This is a genomic window from Duganella sp. P38 (genome assembly GCF_050859475.1).
Classification (GTDB): Bacteria; Pseudomonadota; Gammaproteobacteria; order Burkholderiales; family Burkholderiaceae_D; genus Rugamonas.
This window is the reverse complement of sequence record NZ_CP193936.1, coordinates 4,218,492-4,235,614: the sequence shown is the minus strand read 5'-3', so window position 1 is coordinate 4,235,614 and position 17,123 is coordinate 4,218,492. Positions and strand designations below refer to the sequence as shown.

The window sequence follows — 17,123 nt, the reverse complement described above, 5'->3', positions numbered from 1 at the left end:
CGTCATGACCCTGTATAGCAAAATTATTGGCACCGGCAGCTATCTGCCGGAAAAGCGTGTGACCAATCAGGAACTGACTGATCAACTCGCGGCCAAAGGCATCGAGACTTCGGACGAGTGGATCAGCACCCGCAGCGGCATCGCGGCGCGCCACTTCGCCGCGCCCGACCAGAAATCGTCCGACCTGGCGGTGCACGCCGCCCGCAACGCGCTGCAGATGGCCGGCATGCAGGCCAACGATATCGACCTGATCATCGTGGCCAGCTCGACGCCGGACTTCTTCGGCAGCTTCCCCAGCACCGCCTGCATCGTGCAGCAAAAGCTGGGCGTCACCAACAACGCCGCCGCCTTCGACGTGCAGGCCGTGTGCAGCGGCTTCGCCTACGCGCTGGCCACCGCCGACGCCTTCATCCGCGCCGGCGCGCACAAGAACGTGCTGGTGATCGGCGCCGAAGTGTTCTCGCGCATCCTCGACTTCAGCGACCGCAGCACCTGCGTGCTGTTCGGCGACGGCGCCGGCGCCGTGGTGCTGTCCGCCTCGGAAGAGCCGGGCATCCTGGCCAGCGCGCTGCACGCCGACGGCCGCCATTCGAACATCCTGTGCATGCCGAACACCTTCAGCGGCGCCACCGCCGGCGAGGCCTTCCTGTACATGGACGGCCCGGCGGTGTTCAAGATGGCGGTGTCGGTGCTGGAAAAAGTGGCCAACGAAACGCTGGCCAAGGCCGGCATGGGGCAGGACCAGATCGACTGGCTGATCCCGCACCAGGCCAACCTGCGCATCATGAGCGGCACCGCCAAGAAGCTCGGCCTGCCGATGGAAAAAATGGTGGTCACCGTCGACCAGCACGGCAATACCTCGGCCGCCTCGATCCCGCTGGCGCTGGACGTCGCCGTGCGCGACGGCCGTATCCAGCGCGGCCAGAACATCATGATGGAAGGCGTCGGCGGCGGCTTCACCTGGGGCGCCGTGCTGGCCAAGTTTTAAGTGAATTAGAATTAGAGTTCTAACGGGCGCGGCCGCAAGCGGCGCCCCATAAAAAAGAGATCAACCCATGACTAAATTTGCTTTTGTATTCCCGGGCCAAGGTTCGCAAGCGATCGGCATGCTGAATGGCTTCGCCGATAACCCGGTGGTGGCGCAGACGGTTGCCGAAGCATCGGCAGCGCTCGGCTTCGACCTCGGCAAGCTGATCGCCGAAGGCCCGAAAGAAGAGCTGGACCTGACCACCAACACCCAGCCGGTGATGCTGACCGCCGCCGTTGCCGCCTACCGCGCCTGGATCGCCGCCGGCGGCCCGTTGCCGTCGGTCGTGGCCGGCCACAGCCTGGGCGAATACTCGGCGCTGGTGGCTGCCGGCGTGATCGGGTTCAAGGACGCCGTGCCGCTGGTGCGTTTCCGCGCGCAAGCGATGCAGGAAGCCGTGCCGGTCGGCCAGGGCACGATGGCCGTGGTGCTGGGCCTGTCCGATGACGACGTCCGCGCCACGTGCGCCGAAGCGGCCGCCGCTGGCGGCGTGGTCGAGGCGGTCAACTTCAACGCGCCGGCGCAAGTGGTCATCGCCGGCGACACCGCCGCCGTCGAGCGCGCCTGCGAAATCGCCAAGGGCAAGGGCGCCAAGCGCGCCATGAAGCTGCCGGTGTCGGCGCCGTTCCACTCGTCGCTGCTGAAGCCGGCGTCGGACCGCCTGCGCGACTACCTGGCCAACATCACGTTCTCGGCGCCGCAAATCCCGCTGATCAACAACGTCGACGTGGCCGTGCTGACCGATCCGGCCGCGATCAAGGACGCGCTGGTGCGCCAGGCCGCGGCGCCGGTGCGCTGGGTCGAAACCGTGCAGCAGATCGCCGCCGACGGCATCGTCGATGTGGTCGAATGCGGTCCGGGCAAGGTGCTGATGGGCCTGACCAAGCGCATCGACGGCAACCTGGCCGGCGACGCCATCTTCGACCAGGCCTCGCTGGGCAGCGTATTGAGCAAGCTCAAATAATCCGTTTGCGGTTTCAGGCACACTCCGAATTTACTGTAGAAGGACTTACATGACTTTAGCAAATCAAGTCGCCCTGGTAACGGGCGCATCGCGCGGCATCGGCAAGGCCGTCGCCCAGGAACTGGCGCGCCAGGGCGCGAAAGTGATCGGCACCGCCACCACCGAGGCGGGCGCCGACGCGATCTCCGCTTACCTGGCCGAGATCGGCGCCGAGGCCGGCAAGGGCATGGTGCTGAACGTCACCAACGCCGAAGCCTGCGCCGCCATCATCGACGACATCGGCAAGACCTTCGGCGCGGTCGGCATCCTGGTCAACAACGCCGGCATCACGCAGGACCAGCTGGCCATGCGCATGAAGGACGAGGAGTGGGATAACGTCATCGCCACCAACCTGAATGCGGTCGGCCGCCTGTCGCGCGCGGTGCTGCGCGGCATGATGAAGGCCAAGGCCGGCCGCATCATCAACATCACCTCGGTGGTGGCCTCGTCGGGCAATCCGGGCCAGATGAACTACGCCGCCGCCAAGGCCGGCGTGGAAGGCATGACGCGCGCGCTGGCGCGCGAGATCGGCAGCCGCAACATCACCGTCAACAGCGTGGCGCCGGGCTTCATCGACACCGACATGACCAAGGCGCTGGGCGAAGAACAGCACGCCGCCTTGCTGACCCAGATTCCATTGGCGCGCCTCGGCAAGCCAGAGGATATCGCCGCAGCGGTCGCCTTCCTGGCGTCGCCGCAAGCCGCTTATATTACCGGCACCACCCTCCACGTGAACGGCGGTATGTATATGAACTGATGCGTGTGGGCACAAAATAATAGCCCATTCAATTCTTTTAGTAGTAATTTCGGTATATTTAGCAGCAGACACTGAAATTAGTTTTTCAGCGCGCAAACCTGATAAAATGCGCGCTTTCCGTAACACACAAAATGGAGCCATAACATGTCGGATATCGAACAACGCGTTAAGAAAATCGTCGCTGAGCAACTGGGCGTCGCCGAAGCAGACATCAAAACCGAATCGTCGTTCGTCGATGATCTGGGTGCTGACTCGCTGGACACCGTGGAACTGGTGATGGCCCTGGAAGACGAGTTCGAAATGGAAATCCCTGACGAACAAGCCGAGAAAATCACCACCGTGCAGCAAGCGATCGACTACGCTACCGCGCACGTCAAGGCCTGATCGCCGCGCCCGATCGACTCTAGGAGATTCGCTTGAGAGGTTCTAAAAACCGTCGTGTTGTCATTACCGGCCTGGGCGCCGTCACCCCGATCGGCAACAACATTGCCGAATCGTGGGCTGCGGCCGTCGAGGGCAAGTCCGGTATTGCCACCATCACCAAGTTTGACGCAACAGCTTTCAGCACCCGTTTTGCCGGCGAAGTCAAAGGCTTCAATATCGAGGACTATATCTCCGCGAAAGAAGCCCGCCACATGGATACCTTCATCCATTACGGCATGGCGGCCGGCATCCAGGCCGTGCAGGACTCGGGCGTGGTTGTCACCGAAGAGAATGCCGACCGCATCGGCGTGATCGTCGGTTCCGGCATCGGCGGCCTGCCGATGATCGAAGAGCAGAAGGAAGATTACGACAAGCGCGGTCCGCGCCGTATCTCGCCGTTCTTCGTGCCGGCGTCGATCATTAATATGATCTCGGGCAACCTGTCGATCAAGTACGGCATGCGTGGTCCTAACCTGTCGATCGTGACGGCTTGCACCACCGGCCTGCATTGCATCGGCGCCGCCGCTCGTCTGATCGAGTATGGCGATGCCGACGTGATGGTGGCCGGCGGCGCCGAATCGACCGTGTCGCCACTGGGCCTGGGCGGTTTCGCCTCGGCCAAGGCGCTGTCGTCGCGCAACGACGATCCGGCGACCGCGTCGCGCCCATGGGACCAGGACCGCGACGGCTTCGTGCTGGGCGAGGGCGCCGGCGTGATGGTGCTTGAAGAGTACGAACACGCCAAGGCGCGCGGCGCCAAGATCTACGCTGAAGTGGTTGGTTTCGGCATGAGCGCCGACGCCTATCACATGACCTCGCCTCTGGAAGATGGCAGCGGTGGCAGCAAGTCGGCGCAAGCCGCGCTGCGCAACGCCGGCATCAACCCGGATCAGGTGCAGTACGTGAACGCGCACGGCACCTCGACGCCGCAAGGCGACGTCGCCGAAGTGCAGGGCATCAAGCGCACCTTTGGCGACCACGCCCAAAAGCTGGTGGTCAACTCGACCAAGTCGATGACCGGCCACCTGCTGGGCGGCGCCGGCGGCCTGGAAGCGGTGTTTACGGTCCTGGCGATCCACCATCAGGTGTCGCCGCCGACCATCAACATCTTCAACCAGGACCCGGCCTGCGACCTGGACTTCGTTGCCAATACGGCGCGCGACATGAAGATCGATTACGCAGTGAAAAACTCGTTCGGCTTCGGTGGCACCAACGGCAGCCTGGTCTTCGGCAAAGTCTGAAATAGTATGAACTTATTCTCGTCTCGCCCTGTCTTATCAGGGTGAGCGAGAATTCGGCGCCGGCATTCGCTGGCGCCTGAATTGCCCGGCCTTCCGGCCGGCGCTTCCACGCAGTAATCCCCGTAAATTCGTTTTTATTCATGTGTTTGTGGTGCTGCCGTCATGTCGATCGCGGTGTCTGTCATCGTTCGCCCCTCGCGTTGCTTGCGCCTTGCGCACGCCTGCCTGTGCTGTTGCGTGATGGCTTCCGCCGCCGCCTGCCCCGGCGTGGTGGCGCCCTTGTTGTGCTGGCTGGCCGGCGCGCTGGCGTGGCGGTATGGCCGTCCGCCGGCTATCGCGCACCAGCTTGATATATCCGGTGTCGGCCATATGCGGCTGGCGGTATACCAGCACAACGACGGTGCGCTGCGCCTGCTGGGCGGCTCGACTTTGTGGCCGCGCTTGCTGTTGCTGCGCCTGTGCGACGCGGCCGGCAAGGCGAGGGCGGTGGTGGTGCTGCCCGATAGCGTGGCGGCTGCCGAATGGCGGGCGCTGGCGCTGGCATGCCGCGCCGTGGCGCGCACCGAAATAAACACGCCGGCAGGTTGAACTTCTTGCAGCGGGCTAACTCTATAGCATATGGCTACAGGGATCGGCCGCGCTGCAGGCCACCAAGGAATGCAGGAGTGACGACAGAACGCGAGTGCGACCAGTTGCTGGTCGAGCGGGTACGCGAGGGCGATAAGCAGGCGTTTGATTTGCTGGTGGCGAAGTACCAACGCCGGCTGATGCGCCTGCTGTCGCGCATCGTGCACGACCCTACCGAAGCGGAGGACGTGGTGCAGGAGACCTTTATCAAGGCATACCGGGCGTTGCGGCATTTCCGCGGCGATTCGGCCTTCTACACCTGGCTGTACCGCATCGGCATCAACACCGCCAAGAATTACCTGGCGACGCAGGGGCGGCGCACGCCCACCTCGACCGATGCCGACACCGAACAAGCCGAAGGATTCAATGATGGCGAGCATTTGCGCGACATCAATACGCCCGAGTCCATGTTGGCCAGCAAGCAGATCGCCCAGACCGTCAACGCGGCGATGGACGCCTTGCCCGTGGACCTGCGCACCGCAATCGCCCTGCGCGAGATCGAGGGGCTGAGCTATGAGGAAATTTCCGACATCATGGCCTGTCCGATCGGCACGGTGCGCAGCCGTATCTTTCGCGCCCGCGAAGTCATCGCAGAGAAACTGAAGCCCTTGCTGGACATGCCGGTTGACAAGCGCTGGTAAGGCGGGAATGATGATGACATTCGGCAACTTGAGATGGCGGGATAGCAATGGACACCGACAAAAAACTGCGTGAACATATCTCGGCCCTGGCCGACGGCGAATTGCCGGACAGCGAGCGCGAACTGGCCTTCGCCGCGCTCGACACGGGCGCCGGCCAGGCCGCCTGGCGCGCCTACCACCTGGCCGGCGACGTGCTGCGCAGCACGCCAGGCGGCGATCTCAGCGATAGTTTCAGCGCCCGCCTGGCGGCGCGGCTGGCGGCCGAGCCGGCCTACGAGGCCGACGACGCCGGTCTTGAAGTTCAGCCGGCCGCCATCATTTTCCCTTAAGCGCATAGCTTTATCATCATATTGCACATACGGAACGGCGATTTTCGCTTACCATGTGCTAGCCTCACGTCGCGCGACGCCACGTGTAGGGCCGCCTGAACTTTAAAGAAGAGATCGATACTCCATGAAAAATAATTTCTCTGCTGGTAGTAAAACTCTGTCCGCGCTGGTCCTCGGCGCAAGCTTGTGGATGTCCCTGGGCATGTCGCCCGCGACTGCGGCGTCGCCGGTGACCGGCGCCGTGATCGGCCTGCCCGACTTTGCCGACCTGGTCGACCGCGTCGGCCCCGCGGTGGTGAATATCCGCACCACCGAGCGGCCGAAGCAGTTGCAGCGCGGCGCGCCCGGCCTGCAGGGCGACGAGGACATGCAGGAATTCCTGCGCCGCTTCTTCGGTGGCCAGTTGCCGCCGGGCGCGTCGCCGCGCGGCCAGCGCCGTGGCGCGCCGTCCGACGAGCCGGTCAACCGCGGCGTCGGCTCAGGCTTCATCCTGTCGGCCGACGGCTATGTGATGACCAATGCCCACGTGGTCGACGGCGCCGACGAGGTGTTCGTCACGCTGACCGACAAGCGCGAGTTCAAGGCCAAGGTGCTGGGCGCCGATACCCGCACCGACGTCGCCGTGCTGAAGATCGAAGGCGACAAGCTGCCATTCCTGACGCTGGGCGACTCGGACAAGATCCGCGCCGGCGAATGGGTGATCGCCATCGGCTCGCCGTTCAACCTGGAGAACACCGTCACCGCCGGCATTATCTCGGCCAAGGCGCGCGACACCGGCGAATACCTGCCGCTGATCCAGTCGGACGTGGCGGTCAACCCCGGCAACTCGGGCGGCCCGCTGATCAATATGCGCGGCGAGGTGATCGGCATCAACTCGCAGATCGCCACGCTGTCGGGCGGCTCGAACGGCATTTCGTTCGCGGTGCCGATCAACGAGGCGATCCGCGTGTCCGACCAGCTGAAGAAATCCGGCAAGGTCACGCGCGGCCGCATCGGCGTGCAGATCGGCGAAGTCAACAAGGAAGTGGCCGAGTCGCTGGGCCTGAAGTCGGCGCAGGGCGCCGAGGTGTCGCTGGTGGAGCCGGGCGGTCCGGCCGACAAGGCCGGCATCAAGGCGGGCGACATCATCCTGAAGTTCAACGGCAAGACCGTCAACCGTTCCAGCGACCTGCCGCGCCTAGTCGGCGAGACGGCGCTGGAAAGCAAGGCGACCGTGACCGTGTGGCGCAAGGGCGCCGAGCTGACGCTGCCGGTGACCGTGGCCGAGCTCGATGGCGACAAGAACGCCAAGGGCGCGAAAGGCAAGGGCGCCGACAAGGCCGAGCCGGCCAAGGCCAATGCGCTCGGACTGAAGGTGGACGACCTGAGCGCCGAGCAGAAGAAGGAGCTGGGCGTGAATGGCGGCGTGGTGGTGGTCGATGTCGAGGGTGTGGCGGAGCGCGCCGGCCTGGACGAGGGCGATGTGCTGCTGCAGCTGAACAACATCGAGGTGAGGGACGCCAAGCAGTTCAATGCGGCCGTGGCCAAGCTGGATCCGAAGAAGGCGTCGGTGCTGCTGGTGCTGCGTGATGGGAATACCCGCTTCATCTCGCTGCGGCCGACCGCCAAAGCCGAGAAATAACCCGGCGTCCTTGCCGCGCGGGCGGGAATCCATGCTGCGCGTCTTTATCGAGCGATGCATGGGTTGCCGCCTGCGCGGGAACGACGGATAGCTTATGCACTTTACTCTGTATTCCCGCAGTTATTGCCATTTATGCCAGGACATGCTGGACGCGCTGCTGCGCCTGCAAACGCCGCAGCAGCCGATTACCGTCGACGTCATCGACATCGACGAGGCCGGCGACCCGGTCTTGCTGGCCCGGTACGACGAACTGGTGCCCGTGCTGTTCGCCGATCTGTCGCAGCCCGAGCTGTGCCACTACTTCCTCGATGAAGCCAAAGTGCGCGAAGTGCTGAAAAACTAGGCAAAATTGCATTTCTCGTGGCATAAATCCGGGCTTTCCACTCTGAAATCCGGTAAAATGCCGGGGCAAAGCATATTTCCACAAGGCGCTCGCCAGGGCTTCGCCCCGTCCTGAGCGCTTTTTTGTATTGTGCGCCCGTCGTGTCAAACCCGTTTTTGAATATTTGTTAATGAATAACATACGCAATTTCTCCATCATCGCCCACATCGACCACGGCAAATCGACGCTGGCAGACCGCATCATCCAGCTGTGCGGCGGCCTGTCCGACCGCGAGATGGAGGCGCAAGTGCTCGATTCGATGGATCTGGAGCGCGAGCGCGGCATCACGATCAAAGCGCAAACCGCCGCCCTGCAATACAAGGCCCGTGATGGCGTGGTCTACAACCTGAACCTGATCGATACCCCCGGCCACGTCGACTTCTCGTATGAAGTGTCGCGCTCGCTGTCGGCGTGCGAAGGCGCGTTGCTGGTGGTCGACGCCTCGCAAGGCGTGGAAGCGCAGACCGTGGCCAACTGCTACACCGCGCTCGACCTCGGCGTGGAAGTGGTGCCGGTGCTGAACAAGATCGACCTGCCGAACGCCGATCCGCCCAGCGCGATCAAGGAAATCGAGGACGTGATCGGCATCGAGGCCGGCGACGCCGTGCAATGCTCGGCCAAAACCGGCCTCGGCGTGGAAGACGTGCTGGAATCGATCATCGCCAAGGTGCCGGCGCCGAAGGGCGACGCCGCCGGTCCGTTGCAGGCGCTGATTATCGACTCCTGGTACGACGCCTATGTGGGCGTGGTGATGCTGGTGCGCGTGGTCAACGGTACGCTGAAACCGAAAGAAAAATCAAGCTGATGGCCACCGACTCGGTGCAGCTGGTGGAAGACATCGGCATCTTCTCGCCGCGCTCGGTGTCGCTGCCGCAGCTGTCGGCCGGCCAGGTGGGCTTCGTCATCGCCGGCATCAAGGAACTGAAGGCCGCGCGCGTCGGCGACACCATCACCCACGCCACCAACGGCGCCAGCGCGCCGCTGCCGGGCTTCAAGGAAGTGCAGCCGCAGGTGTTTGCCGGCCTGTTCCCGGTCGAGGCCAACCAGTACGACGCGCTGCGCGACGCGCTGGAAAAGCTGAAGCTGAACGACGCCGCGCTGATGTACGAGCCGGAAGTGTCGCAGGCGCTGGGCTTCGGCTTCCGCTGCGGCTTCCTCGGCCTGCTGCACATGGAAATCGTGCAGGAGCGCCTGGAGCGCGAGTTCGACCAGGACCTGATCACCACCGCGCCGACCGTGGTGTACGAAGTGGAAATGCGCGATGGCTCGGTGGTCAAGGTCGACAATCCGTCGCGCATGCCGGAAACCACCAAGATCAACGAGATCCGCGAGCCTATCGTCACGGTCAACCTCTACATGCCGCAAGAGTATGTCGGCTCGGTGATCACGCTGTGCATCGCCAAGCGCGGCGTGCAGATGGACATGAGCTACCACGGCCGCCAGGTCAAGCTGATCTACGAAATGCCGATGGGCGAGATCGTGCTGGACTTCTTCGACAAGCTGAAGTCCACCTCGCGCGGCTACGCCTCGATGGACTACGAGTTCAAGGAATACCGCGCCTCGGACGTGGTCAAGGTCGACATGCTGATCAACGGCGACAAGGTCGACGCGCTGGCCATCATCGTCCACCGCTCGAACTCGGCCTACCGCGGCCGCCAGGTGGCGGCCAAGATGCGCGAGCTGATCCCGCGCCAGATGTTCGACGTGGCGATTCAGGCCGCCATCGGCGTCAACGTCATCTCGCGTGAAAACGTCAAGGCGCTGCGCAAGAACGTGCTGGCCAAGTGCTACGGCGGTGACGTCAGCCGTAAGAAGAAACTGCTGGAGAAGCAAAAAGCAGGTAAAAAACGCATGAAGCAGGTGGGCTCGGTCGAGATTCCACAAGAAGCGTTCCTGGCAATCCTACAAGTGGACGAGAAATGAACCTGCAAGTCATCTTGGGTAACTTTGCATTAATTCTGTTCGTGCTGATGGTGGTCACGGGCGTAATCTGGTGCCTGGACGTGTTCTACCTGGCCAGGCAGCGCCGCGCCGCGGCCGACCGCGCGCTGGCCGAGTACGACGCCCGCAACGCCCGTGCGACCGCCGACGGCATCAAGCTCGACAACCAGGGCAAGCGCGCGCAGATCGAGGCCGACATCCTGCGCCAGCCGACCTGGGTGGAATACTCGGGCAGCTTCTTCCCGGTGATCGCGCTGGTGTTCTTCCTGCGCTCCTTCCTGTACGAGCCGTTCAAGATTCCGTCGTCGTCGATGGTGCCGACGCTGCTGGTGGGCGACCTGATTTTGGTGAACAAGTTCACCTACGGCATCCGCCTGCCGGTGATCAACAAGAAAATCATCCAGATCAACGACCCGCAGCGCGGCGACGTGATGGTGTTCAAATATCCGAAGGATATGAGCCAGGATTACATCAAGCGCGTGATTGGCGTGCCCGGTGATAAAATCACGTATGAAAACAAGCGCTTAACCGTCAACGGCGTGGAAGTGAAGTACAGCCCGCTGGACGATTACCTGAACGACGAGCGGCTTGTTTATAACAAGCAATTCGAGGAAAACCTCAGCGGCGTCAGCCATCGCATCCTGAACGACGACAGCAAGCCGACCTACGGCCGCGACGCGGTCGAGGCGTTCCCGGGCCGCGATGAAAACTGCAGCTACCGCTATGAAGGCTTTACCTGCACCGTTCCAGCAGGCAACTACTTCATGATGGGCGACAACCGCGACAACAGCGCGGACAGCCGCTACTGGGGCTTTGTGCCGGACAAGAATATTGTAGGAAAAGCCTTCTTTGTGTGGATGAACTTCAGTAGCCTGCGTCGGATCGGCGGTATCCACTAAGCGGACAGCGTTGCGGCTCGAAAGGGACTAAGATGCAACAACGGCAGAACGGTATTTCCCTGGTCGGTCTGATCGTCGTGCTGGCCCTGGCGGGCATGGTGCTGGTGCTGGGCCTGAAGATCGTGCCGGCCTACACCGAGTACCGCGCCATCCGCAACGCCATCGCCACGGCCAAGGCCGGCGGCGGCTCGGCGGCCGAGATCCAGCGCGCGTTCGATGCCGCCGCGTCCGCCAGTTACATCACCGCCATCAGCGGCCGCGACCTGATGATTGACAAGGTGAACGGCGAAACCGAAGTCAGCTTCGCCTACGAAAAGAAAATCCCGCTGGTCGGACCGGCCAGTTTGTTGCTTGAATATGAGGGCACCACCGCCAAGGTGGTGTCAAACCCACCGAATAAAGAACCACAATGAATCTCCAGTTATTGCAAACTCGTTTAGGCTATACGTTCCAGGATGCTGGCCTCTTGCAGCAAGCCTTGACGCACCGTAGCCATAGCAGTGTGCATAACGAACGGCTGGAATTCCTGGGCGACTCCATCCTCAACTGCGTGGTGGCGTCGATCCTGTACGACCGCTATCTGGAAATCGACGAGGGCGACCTGTCGCGCCTGCGCGCCAACCTGGTCAAGCAGCAGTCGCTGTTCGAGATCGCGCAAAAGCTGGAACTGTCGCACTTCCTGCGCCTGGGCGAGGGCGAGCTGAAATCGGGCGGCTTCCGCCGGCCGTCGATCCTGGCCGACACGCTGGAGGCGCTGCTGGGCGCGATCTTCCTGGACGGCGGCTTCGAGCCGGCGCGCGCGGCGATCCGCTCGTTCTACATTCCGATCCTCGATTCGGTCGACCCGCAGACGCTGGGCAAGGACGCCAAGACGCTGTTGCAGGAATTCCTGCAATCGAAAAAATCTCGCTGCCGCTGTACAACGTGATCGCCACCCATGGCGCCGCACACAGCCAGGAATTTGAAATCGAATGCCTGGTGCCGAAACTCGGCATCCAGGTGTTCGGCCGTGGCGGCAGCCGCCGCGCCGGCGAACAGGCTGCCGCCAAGCTGGCGCTGGCCGCCGCCGAGCTGGCGGTGCAGAAGGCGCCGTCGGCCGCCCGCAAGTCCAAGCCGCGCGCCGCGCAGCTGAAACTGGCCGGCATCGCCACCGTGCAGGACCAGCCGGCGCCGTCGGCCAAGGCCGCCAAACAATAAAAGAGAACACCATGACCACTGAAACGACTTCCGCCGATAACTTCCGTTGCGGCTACATCGCTATTGTGGGCCGCCCGAACGTGGGCAAGTCCACGCTGATGAACACGCTGATTGGCGCCAAGGTCAGCATCACCTCGCGCAAGGCGCAGACCACGCGCCACCGCATCACCGGCATCCAGACCTACGACGACGCCCAGTTCATCTACGTCGACACGCCGGGCTTCCAGACGCGCCACGCCAATGCGCTGAACAAGAACCTGAACAAAACCGTCACCAACACGCTGATCTCGTCGGACCTGATCCTGTTCGTCATCGAGGCCGGCACCTTCGGCCCGGCCGACCAGCAGGTGCTGGACCTGCTGCCGGCCGAGGTGCCGGTGATCCTGGTCATCAACAAGGCCGACCGCGTCAAGGACAAGGCGGCGCTGATGCCGTTCGCCCAGCAGGTGGCGGCCAAGTTCAACTTCGCTGCCATCGTGCCGGTGTCGGCCAAGCTGCGCTTCCAGCTCGACGGCCTGGAGAAGGAGCTGAAGAAGTTCCTGCCCGAGAACGACGCCATCTTCGGCCCAGACGACATCACCGACCGCAGCGAGAAGTTCATGGCCTCCGAGATCGTGCGCGAAAAGCTGTTCCGCTTCGTTGGCGACGAGCTGCCGTACACCAGTACCGTGCTGATCGAAAAATTCGAGCAGGAGGGCAATCTGCGCCGCATCTTCGCCGCCATCCTGGTCGAGCGCGATACGCACAAGTCCATGATTATCGGTAACAAGGGCGCGCGCCTGAAAGAGGTGTCGACCCAGGCGCGCCAGGACATGGAAAAGCTGTTCGGCGGGCCGGTGTACCTGGAAATCTGGGTCAAGGTGAAATCCGGCTGGGCCGATAACGAAGCGGGCCTGCGCGCTTACGGTTACGAGTAACGCTCCGTCCAGCATGTCCACCACGCCAGACGCCACCCTGGACGCGCCGCAAGCAGCGGCGCCGCAGGGCGCTGGCGTGCCTGCCGCACAGGACGCCAGTTCGGCGCCGCCTCCGGCCGCCGCCGCGCCCAAGCGCCCGCGCGCCGCGCCGCGCGAGCGCACCGTCGGCACCAAGGTCGCCGGCCAGCCGGCCTTCGTCCTGCACAGCTATCCCTACAAAGAAACCAGCCTGATTATCGACCTGTTCACGCGCGACTTCGGCCGCGTGGCCTTGATCGCCAAGGGCGCCAAGCGGCCGCACTCGCAGCTGCGCGGCGTGCTGCAAACCTTCCAGCCGCTGTCGAGCAGCTGGGTCGGCAAATCTGAACTGCGCACGCTGACCGACGCCGAATGGGTGGGCGGCATGCTGCCGCTGGAGAAAACCGCGCTGCTGTGCGGCTTCTACCTGAACGAACTGCTGGTCAAGCTGCTGGCGCGCGACGACGCCCATCCGGCGCTGTTCGACCATTACGTCTCCACGCTCAACCAGCTGGCGCACAACGAGCCAGCGCCCATCGTCTTGAGAAAATTCGAACGGGCCTTACTTAGAGAGACGGGTGTGGCGGCCGACCTCACGCGCTGCGTTGAAACGCGCAGCGCCGTGCGTCCGGACGTGGTCTACGTGGTCGATCCGGAGCGCGGCCCGCGTCCCGGCCGCGCCGGCGACCCGTGGCCGCGCGTGGCCGGCAAAACCCTGCTCGACATGGAATGTGAAAATTACGAAGACGTCGCCACGCAAGCCCAAAGCAAGCAGCTGATGCGCTTCCTGGTGGCGCATCACCTGAATGGCGCGCCGTTGAACACCCGGCAGATCCTGATCGACCTGTCACAGTTATAAGAGAAAGAAGAATGAGCTTCCTGCAACCATCCGGCACCATCATCGACCTGGGCGTGAATATCGACCACGTTGCCACCTTGCGCAATGCGCGTGGCACCCGGTACCCGGACCCGATCCGCGCCGCGCTGCTGGCCGAGCAGGCCGGCGCCGACTGCATCACGCTGCACCTGCGCGAAGACCGCCGCCACATCAAGGACGCCGACGTCATCGCCATGGCGCCGCAGCTGATCACCCGCATGAACCTGGAAGCCGCCGTCACCCAGGAGATGATCGACTTCGCCTGCAAGATCAAGCCGGCCGACGTTTGCCTGGTGCCGGAAAAACGCACCGAAGTCACTACCGAAGGCGGCCTCGATGTCGTCGGCAACTACAACGCCGTCGAGCGCGCGGTGAAGCAATTGCAGGCCGAAGGCATCCGCGTCTCGCTGTTCATCGACGCCGAGCAGGCGCAGATGGACGCCACCGCCGCCATCGGCGCGCCGGTGATCGAACTGCACACCGGCCGCTATGCCGACACCGAAGGCGCCGAGCAGGCGGCCGAACTGGAACGTATCCATCGCGGCGTGCTGTATGGCGTCGGCAAGGGCCTGAAGGTCAACGCCGGCCACGGCCTGCACTACACCAATGTGCAGGCGATTGCCGCGATTGCGGAAATCGCGGAACTGAATATCGGTCACGCCATCGTCGCGCACTCGGTCTTCGTAGGCTGGGAAAACGCCGTGCGTGAAATGAAGGCCATCATGGTTTCCACTCGCCTGGGCGCAAAAAAATGATCTACGGGATCGGCACCGACATCTGCAAGATCCCGCGCATCGAAGCCGCGCTGGCGCGCCATGGCGACCGCTTTGCGAAGAAGATCCTCGGGCCGCAGGAATTCGAGAAGTATTTGGCGCGCAAGGCCAAGCACCCGGTGCGCGGCATCCGCTTCGTGGCGACCCGCTTCGCCGCCAAGGAGGCGTTCTCCAAGGCGATCGGCCTGGGCATGCGCATGCCGATGACCTGGCCCGCCGCGCAGATGCTGAATCATCCCAGCGGCAAGCCGATGATCGTGTGCAGCGGCGTGCTGAAGGAATTCATGGAAAAGAACCGGCTGTCGGCCCAGGTGACCGTCAGCGACGAAGAGGACTACGCGGTCGCCTTCGTCATCGTCGAACAGGCACAATAAATAGACGTCGTTCCCGCGCAGGCGGGAACCCATACAACGCGCGCTCAGCATGGGTCCCCGCCTGCGCGGGGACGACGGCGCGCCAGAGGTGAAAAATTGACTGAAGAAGTAAGCGATCCGCGCGAAAAAGTACTAGCCACCGTCGCCAAGCTGCCCAATCTGCCGGGCGTGTACCGGTACTTCGACGCCGAGGACAAAGTCCTCTACGTCGGCAAGGCGCGCGACCTGAAAAAGCGCGTATCGAGCTACTTCCAGAAAAACCTGGCCAGTCCGCGCATCGCCATGATGGTCGAGCGCATCGCCCGTCTCGAAACCACCGTCACGCACAGCGAAGCCGAAGCGCTGATCCTTGAAAATAACCTGATCAAGGCTCTAAGCCCGCGCTACAACATCCTGTTCCGCGACGACAAATCCTACCCGTACCTGAAGATCACCGGCGGCGACGCCCCGCGCATGGTCTACTACCGCGGCGCGGTCGACAAGAAAAACCAGTACTTCGGGCCTTTCCCCAGCTCGTGGGCCGTCAAGGAATCGATGCAGATCTTGCAGAAGGTATTCCAGATCCGCACCTGCGAGGAAAGCGTCTACGCCAACCGCACACGCCCATGCCTGCTGCACCAGATCGGCCGCTGCTCGGCGCCGTGCGTGGACCTGATCTCCAGGGAAGACTACAAGCTCGATGTGGAAAACGCCGCACGCTTCCTGCGCGGTCGCCAGTCCGAAGTGCTGGCCGACCTTGAGCAAAAAATGCACGCCTACGCCGCTGAGCTCAAATTCGAGCAGGCCGCATCGGTGCGCAACCAGATCCAGTCGCTGTCGCGCGTGCTGCACCAGCAAAGCATGGAAACCACCGGCGATGCCGACGTCGACATCATCGCCGTGCTGGTACAGGGCGGGCGCGCCTGCGTCAACCTGGCCATGGTGCGCGGCGGCCGCCACCTGGGCGACCGCGCCTACTTCCCAACCCACGTCAGCGACGCCGAGGCGATTGCCGAGGAATCGATAGAAGTCGAAGTGCTGGCCGCCTTCCTGGCGCAGCACTACGCCGACAAATTCATCCCCGGCACGCTGATCCTGAATATCGAGTTCGATCACCCGGCGCTGATCCAGGCCTTGCAGGAGCAATGCGGCCACCGCATCAATTTGATCTTCCAGCCGCAGGACCAGCGCCGCAAGTGGCTGGAACTGGCGCAGAAAGGCGCCGAGATTTCGCTGGCGCGGCTGCTGTCGGAGCAGGGCTCGCAGCAATCGCGCACGCGCGCGCTGGTCGAGGCTTTGCAACTGGAGCCTGAAGACATCGACACCCTGCGCATCGAATGCTTCGACATCTCGCACACGCAGGGTGAGGCGACGCAGGCTTCGTGCGTGGTGTTCCACCACCACCAGATGCAGAACGGCGAATACCGCCGCTACAACATCAACGACATCACGCCGGGCGACGATTACGCCGCCATGCGCCAGGTGCTGTTCCGCCGCTACGAGAAAGTCGCCAATGGCGACGGCGTGATGCCGGACGTGGTGCTGATCGACGGCGGAAAGGGCCAGATTGAGATGGCGCGCCAGGTGTTCGCCGAACTGGGGCTGGACATCAGCCTGATCGTCGGCGTGGCGAAAGGGGAGGGACGGCGGGTCGGGCTTGAGACGCTGATGTTTGTCGATGGCCGCCCGTCGCAGGAGCTGGGCAAGGAATCGGCGGCGCTGATGCTGGTGGCGCAGATTCGCGACGAGGCGCACCGCTTCGCCATTACCGGCATGCGCGCCAAGCGGGCCAAGACGCGCCAGACTTCGCGCCTGGAGGAGATTGAAGGTATTGGCGCCAAGCGCCGCCAGCGCCTGCTGGCCCGCTTTGGCGGTTTGCGCGGCGTGGTCAACGCCAGTATAGAAGACCTGAAGCAGGTGGAAGGCATATCCAGCGCGCTAGCCGAAGAAATCTACAAACAACTACACTAACCCGTCGTCCCCGCGAAGGCGGGGACCCATGGAACGCGTGCCTGGCATGGATTCCCGCCTTCGCGGGAATGACGGGGAGCACCGCAGCAATAACAAGACCAAATTCTTACCTGGTTTTACATTCAG

17 protein-coding genes and 2 pseudogenes are annotated in these 17,123 nt (G+C 63.2%); all 19 read left to right on the top strand.

What is annotated here, in order from left to right; translation table 11 throughout:
• The first annotated feature begins 4 nt into the window (after positions 1 to 4).
• The 19 genes and pseudogenes from ACRQ5J_RS19580 (at position 5) to uvrC (ending at position 16,997) form a co-directional block, all read left to right on the top strand.
• Positions 5 to 988, top strand: coding sequence for a beta-ketoacyl-ACP synthase III (locus ACRQ5J_RS19580; RefSeq protein WP_432379057.1), 984 nt, complete (start codon positions 5 to 7; stop codon positions 986 to 988).
• A gap of 67 nt (positions 989 to 1,055) precedes the next feature.
• Positions 1,056 to 1,991 (top strand): ACP S-malonyltransferase, encoded by a 936-nt coding sequence (gene fabD, locus ACRQ5J_RS19575; RefSeq protein ID WP_432379055.1) that lies wholly within the window; start codon positions 1,056 to 1,058, stop codon positions 1,989 to 1,991.
• A gap of 49 nt (positions 1,992 to 2,040) precedes the next feature.
• The gene (gene fabG / locus ACRQ5J_RS19570; RefSeq protein ID WP_432379053.1) at positions 2,041 to 2,787 is read left to right on the top strand and encodes a 3-oxoacyl-ACP reductase FabG; all 747 of its coding nucleotides are present in this window, start codon (positions 2,041 to 2,043) and stop codon (positions 2,785 to 2,787) included.
• A gap of 144 nt (positions 2,788 to 2,931) precedes the next feature.
• A complete protein-coding gene (acpP, locus tag ACRQ5J_RS19565; RefSeq protein ID WP_055936274.1) occupies positions 2,932 to 3,171 on the top strand; it encodes an acyl carrier protein in 240 nt (79 codons plus the stop codon).
• Between the two features lie 32 nt (positions 3,172 to 3,203).
• A complete protein-coding gene (gene fabF, locus ACRQ5J_RS19560; protein ID WP_432379050.1) occupies positions 3,204 to 4,451 on the top strand; it encodes a beta-ketoacyl-ACP synthase II in 1,248 nt (415 codons plus the stop codon).
• Between the two features lie 240 nt (positions 4,452 to 4,691).
• Entirely contained in the window at positions 4,692 to 5,039 is a 348-nt protein-coding gene (locus tag ACRQ5J_RS19555; protein WP_432383693.1) for a protein YgfX, read from the top strand.
• 77 nt (positions 5,040 to 5,116) lie between these two features.
• Positions 5,117 to 5,719 (top strand): RNA polymerase sigma factor RpoE, encoded by a 603-nt coding sequence (gene rpoE / locus ACRQ5J_RS19550; RefSeq protein WP_432379048.1) that lies wholly within the window; start codon positions 5,117 to 5,119, stop codon positions 5,717 to 5,719.
• A 47-nt stretch (positions 5,720 to 5,766) separates the two neighbouring features.
• Positions 5,767 to 6,048 (top strand): RseA family anti-sigma factor, encoded by a 282-nt coding sequence (locus ACRQ5J_RS19545; protein ID WP_432379046.1) that lies wholly within the window; start codon positions 5,767 to 5,769, stop codon positions 6,046 to 6,048.
• 202 nt (positions 6,049 to 6,250) lie between these two features.
• Positions 6,251 to 7,669, top strand: a complete 1,419-nt coding sequence (locus ACRQ5J_RS19540; protein ID WP_432379044.1) for a DegQ family serine endoprotease — start codon at positions 6,251 to 6,253, stop codon at positions 7,667 to 7,669.
• Positions 7,670 to 7,763: 94 nt separating this feature from the next.
• Positions 7,764 to 8,012, top strand: a complete 249-nt coding sequence (locus ACRQ5J_RS19535; RefSeq protein WP_432379042.1) for a glutaredoxin family protein — start codon at positions 7,764 to 7,766, stop codon at positions 8,010 to 8,012.
• Between the two features lie 169 nt (positions 8,013 to 8,181).
• Positions 8,182 to 9,974: pseudogene (gene lepA / locus ACRQ5J_RS19530) on the top strand (translation elongation factor 4).
• Positions 9,971 to 10,891, top strand: coding sequence for a signal peptidase I (lepB, locus tag ACRQ5J_RS19525; protein ID WP_432379040.1), 921 nt, complete (start codon positions 9,971 to 9,973; stop codon positions 10,889 to 10,891). The pseudogene lepA and the gene lepB overlap by 4 nt, the downstream one beginning before the upstream one ends.
• Before the next feature lie 32 nt (positions 10,892 to 10,923).
• Positions 10,924 to 11,304 (top strand): DUF4845 domain-containing protein, encoded by a 381-nt coding sequence (locus ACRQ5J_RS19520; RefSeq protein ID WP_432379038.1) that lies wholly within the window; start codon positions 10,924 to 10,926, stop codon positions 11,302 to 11,304.
• A pseudogene (rnc, locus tag ACRQ5J_RS19515) lies at positions 11,301 to 12,088 on the top strand (ribonuclease III). The gene ACRQ5J_RS19520 and the pseudogene rnc overlap by 4 nt, the downstream one beginning before the upstream one ends.
• Before the next feature lie 11 nt (positions 12,089 to 12,099).
• Entirely contained in the window at positions 12,100 to 13,005 is a 906-nt protein-coding gene (era, locus tag ACRQ5J_RS19510; RefSeq protein WP_432379036.1) for a GTPase Era, read from the top strand.
• Positions 13,006 to 13,018: 13 nt separating this feature from the next.
• Positions 13,019 to 13,882, top strand: coding sequence for a DNA repair protein RecO (recO, locus tag ACRQ5J_RS19505; RefSeq protein WP_432379035.1), 864 nt, complete (start codon positions 13,019 to 13,021; stop codon positions 13,880 to 13,882).
• 11 nt (positions 13,883 to 13,893) lie between these two features.
• The gene (pdxJ, locus tag ACRQ5J_RS19500; RefSeq protein ID WP_432379033.1) at positions 13,894 to 14,655 is read left to right on the top strand and encodes a pyridoxine 5'-phosphate synthase; all 762 of its coding nucleotides are present in this window, start codon (positions 13,894 to 13,896) and stop codon (positions 14,653 to 14,655) included.
• On the top strand, positions 14,652 to 15,047 hold the full coding sequence (gene acpS / locus ACRQ5J_RS19495; protein WP_432379031.1) for a holo-ACP synthase: 396 nt from the start codon (positions 14,652 to 14,654) through the stop codon (positions 15,045 to 15,047). Before pdxJ ends, acpS begins: the two co-directional genes overlap by 4 nt.
• Before the next feature lie 96 nt (positions 15,048 to 15,143).
• Positions 15,144 to 16,997: an excinuclease ABC subunit UvrC gene (gene uvrC, locus ACRQ5J_RS19490; protein ID WP_432379029.1), complete on the top strand. Its 1,854-nt coding sequence runs from the start codon at positions 15,144 to 15,146 to the stop codon at positions 16,995 to 16,997.
• Positions 16,998 to 17,123 lie beyond the last annotated feature (126 nt).